Here is a 3,438-nt window from a genome sequence, read left to right as displayed (position 1 = left end):
TCTTCGGTAAAGTAATCCGAAATGACTACAAGATGAATCATCTGGATGAAATTAACGGTTTGCTAGGCATCACTCACCTATTTGAAACTGCCCCTACAACGCTGTATCGACAGCACGCCAACAGACTGCAACTGCAAGGACTGTAATGATGAAAAAGACCGTACTCGCGTTTGTTTGTATTATTGTGACTGCCAGTGCGGTCTATTACAGCCGTATTCCAACCTCCGATGAACCTATGATACAAGTCGCTTCACAGCTCGATACCAAGGTGGATAAGGACTCCTCTCGCGATACTTTCGAGTACTTCCTATCTGGACTCGGTGAAGCTAATCTGGATACCCTCAAGCACAATTTTGAAAACTATAACGAAGAACAAGCAAGCGCCTACAAGCTTGATGAAGACCTCTTTCAGCGGTTCATAAACTATAGAGCCACCTTAGAGCACATTGATTCAAATACTGTTGATAAGCTAGATATAGGTACACTTCAGCAACTCATTGACCAAATCAAGAGCATACAGCTTCAGTTTTTTACCCCACAAGAACAACAACTATTATTTGCTGAAGAAAACCAGCTAAGAGAATTCGCACTCAAGCAGATCGAAATACACCTGCATACCCAAAGTGCTGAAGAGGCAACTATCATCTGGGAACAAGAAATCGATCATCTTTCTCCGAATCTGCAGCTGAGCTACCACAATGCCAGCCTTCTAGGCCAGCTACAAAAAACAAAGGAAATGACGGACCAGGAACGTTATCTTGCCAATCAGGAACTTGTGGGAACCGAAGCTGCCAATAGACTGGAAAAACTTGCTATAGACCGCGCCGAGTTCGAGGAAACAGTGAATTCATACCTACAACAACGAGATGAGATTCTCGCCAATTCTCTACTGACTATTGAGGAGCAACAAAGTGAAGTTGCTCTCTTAAGAAATAAAATGTTCAATGAAAAACAAGTTCGTCGAGTGCAGGCTTTAGAAAGTATCTCTGACGAACAAAAGCTCTCCAATAATAAATCGATTTAATGTATATATTGACAATTATCCAACTGACATTTCGATTAATAATATGTTTCACCCCTTAGCATTTAGAATTATATGCACCGAGTCCATTAGTGACTCGGTATATTTTCACCAAACCCACCAAAAACAATAACAATTCCATTCAATCATATTTACCTTGATAATTTTTAATATAACTCATCATCGAACGCCCTACCATAAGGGGGATAAATATCTTTCTGTTTTATAAGTAATTTACAAAAAACAAATGACAAATTGTATAAAATTATGATGAAATATTAGTAAATATTAGCTAGCATACCCCCGCTACTGATAATGCACATATTAATAAAATACAAACTTGCTTGTGTGATTTTTAGACAAAATTCTCTAATTAATAGAATTAATAACTCAGCTATATAGGGTCGGGATCGAATGTTTAATCGGAAGTTAAAAGCAGAGCTTAGCAGCAAAAAAGAGGTTGTCTCGAACCTTGAAGCTATCATTGAATCAATTAACGAGAGTCTCGCTACTATTGAGTTTGATACACAGGGTAATATTCTGACCGCCAACCAAATCTTTTTAGATGTCACTGGATTTAAACGTGATGAAGTTATTGGCAGACACCATTCAGTAATGTGTCTTCAGTCATATGCGAACTCCTCTGAATATGAAAACTTTTGGAAGCAGCTTCGCCAGGGCCAGGTACAAAAAGGTACCTTCGAGCGAAAAAATAAAGCAGGAGAAACGCTTTGGCTTGAAGCAACTTATTTTCCTATAAAAGCAAATGGTCAAGTCATCAAGATAATGAAAATTGCTTCTGATGTCACAGCCAGCACTATTGAGAGCTTAAACAAGGAAAGTGTCCTAACAGCATTAAACCGTTCATTAGCAACGATTGAATTTGACCCTAAGGGTAATATCCTCACTGCGAATGACAACTTCTTATCGACCGTTGGTTATCCAATCAGTCAAATTGCAGGTAAGCACCATAGAATATTCTGCGACGAGAGTTTTTATTCCGAAAATCCATCTTTCTGGCAGGATTTAGAAAGCGGCCAATTTAAATCTGGCCGTTTTTTAAGAAGAAATAGTCATGGTGAAGCTGTTTGGTTAGAGGCGACTTATAACCCTATATTTGATACTTCAGGGAAAGTTGTCAAAGTAATTAAATTTGCTTCTGATATTACCAAACAAGTCGAACAAAGTGAGGCCGTCTCTCAGGCTTCTGATATTGCCTATAGCACTTCAGTTGAAACGGCACAGATTGCCAAGCAAGGATCTGATCTTCTTAGTGACTCAGTTGAAGTTTCAGTAGGTATATCTGAAAAAGTGAAAGAGGCATCCAGCAAGATCCAGCAGTTAAATACCAAATCACAAAGTATAGAAGCCATTGTTTCTACTATTAAAGAGATTGCCGACCAAACTAACCTACTAGCGCTTAATGCGGCTATTGAAGCAGCACGAGCCGGTGAGCAGGGACGTGGGTTTGCCGTGGTTGCCGATGAAGTCAGACAGTTGGCTTCCCGTACCAGCCAATCAACCAGTGAAATCGCCAGTGTGGTATTGGACAACAAAAACCTCACTGACAGTGTCACCGTCGCCATGAATGAAGTAGCCTCCATCGCCAACGATGGAATGAACAAAATCACCGAGGTATCGACGGTAATGGACGAGATCTATGCTGGTGCTGAAAATGTCTCTAAAACCGTCATGGATTTATCAGAAGTCTAAATAGACACCTGAACACAACTTATAAAAAAGGCAGCTAAATTAGCTGCCTTTTTCCGTTCTGGAGCTGATGCCTAATGCTGTTAGTTAAGCCCGTTTAAACTGAACCATCAGACGCTGCAGTGCCTCAAGGCGCTCTACCAGCATCCGGGTACTTTCTACCGACTTGTCACTGGTTTCAGACGTCGATGCTGTCAGCTCACTGATCTGCTCGATATTTCGGGCAATTTCGTCACTCACACCGGCCTGCTCTTCTACAGCCGAAGCAATCTGGTGACTGCTATCTGTCACCTTGTTCAGCATCTCATTGATTTCGCCAAGGCGTTCGCCCGTCTCAATCGCCTGTTGACGACAGTGTTCCGACAGTTCACCACCACGCTCTACAGCCTCTACCGCCTGCTTCGCAGTCGCCTGCAAGCGATTGATCATCTCGTGGATCTCCCCCGTTGAAGATTGTGTCTTTTGGGCCAAAGAACGAACTTCATCTGCAACCACGGCAAACCCACGTCCCTGCTCACCGGCTCGTGCTGCTTCAATAGCGGCGTTAAGCGCCAACAGGTTGGTTTGATCGGCAATAGAACCAATTACATCCAGAATACCTTCAATCTGACGGCTACTTTCAGACAGTGCATTAATAACCTGCTTCGAGTTGTCTAGTTCATTGTGCAGAGACAGTACCGATTCAATCGTCGTCTCAACACTTGTCT

The 3,438-nt window shown here is 42.0% G+C and carries 3 protein-coding genes and 2 pseudogenes; 4 read left to right on the top strand and 1 reads right to left on the bottom strand.

The annotated features are described in order from the left end of the window. From MHN01_RS20825 to MHN01_RS24755, 4 genes and pseudogenes are all read left to right on the top strand, one after another. Positions 1-146: pseudogene (locus tag MHN01_RS20825) on the top strand (lipase); the annotation flags it as partial. Beyond that, a complete protein-coding gene (locus MHN01_RS20820; protein WP_239413183.1) occupies positions 146-1,024 on the top strand; it encodes a lipase secretion chaperone in 879 nt (292 codons plus the stop codon). The pseudogene MHN01_RS20825 and the gene MHN01_RS20820, both read left to right, overlap by 1 nt. A gap of 411 nt (positions 1,025-1,435) precedes the next feature. Further along, a pseudogene (locus MHN01_RS24760) lies at positions 1,436-2,203 on the top strand (PAS domain-containing protein); the annotation flags it as partial. Between the two features lie 129 nt (positions 2,204-2,332). Then, complete coding sequence (locus MHN01_RS24755) at positions 2,333-2,734, top strand: methyl-accepting chemotaxis protein (protein WP_370646535.1); 402 nt, start codon at positions 2,333-2,335, stop codon at positions 2,732-2,734. Positions 2,735-2,818: 84 nt separating this feature from the next. Here the strand turns inward: MHN01_RS24755 and MHN01_RS20810 are convergent. Further along, positions 2,819-3,438 (bottom strand): methyl-accepting chemotaxis protein (locus tag MHN01_RS20810; RefSeq protein WP_239413180.1); only part of this gene is annotated, 620 nt, incomplete at its 5' end.

The organism is Photobacterium sp. OFAV2-7, from assembly GCF_022347985.1.
Lineage (GTDB): Bacteria > Pseudomonadota > Gammaproteobacteria > Enterobacterales > Vibrionaceae > Photobacterium.
This window is presented reverse-complemented; position numbering and strand designations above follow the sequence as displayed.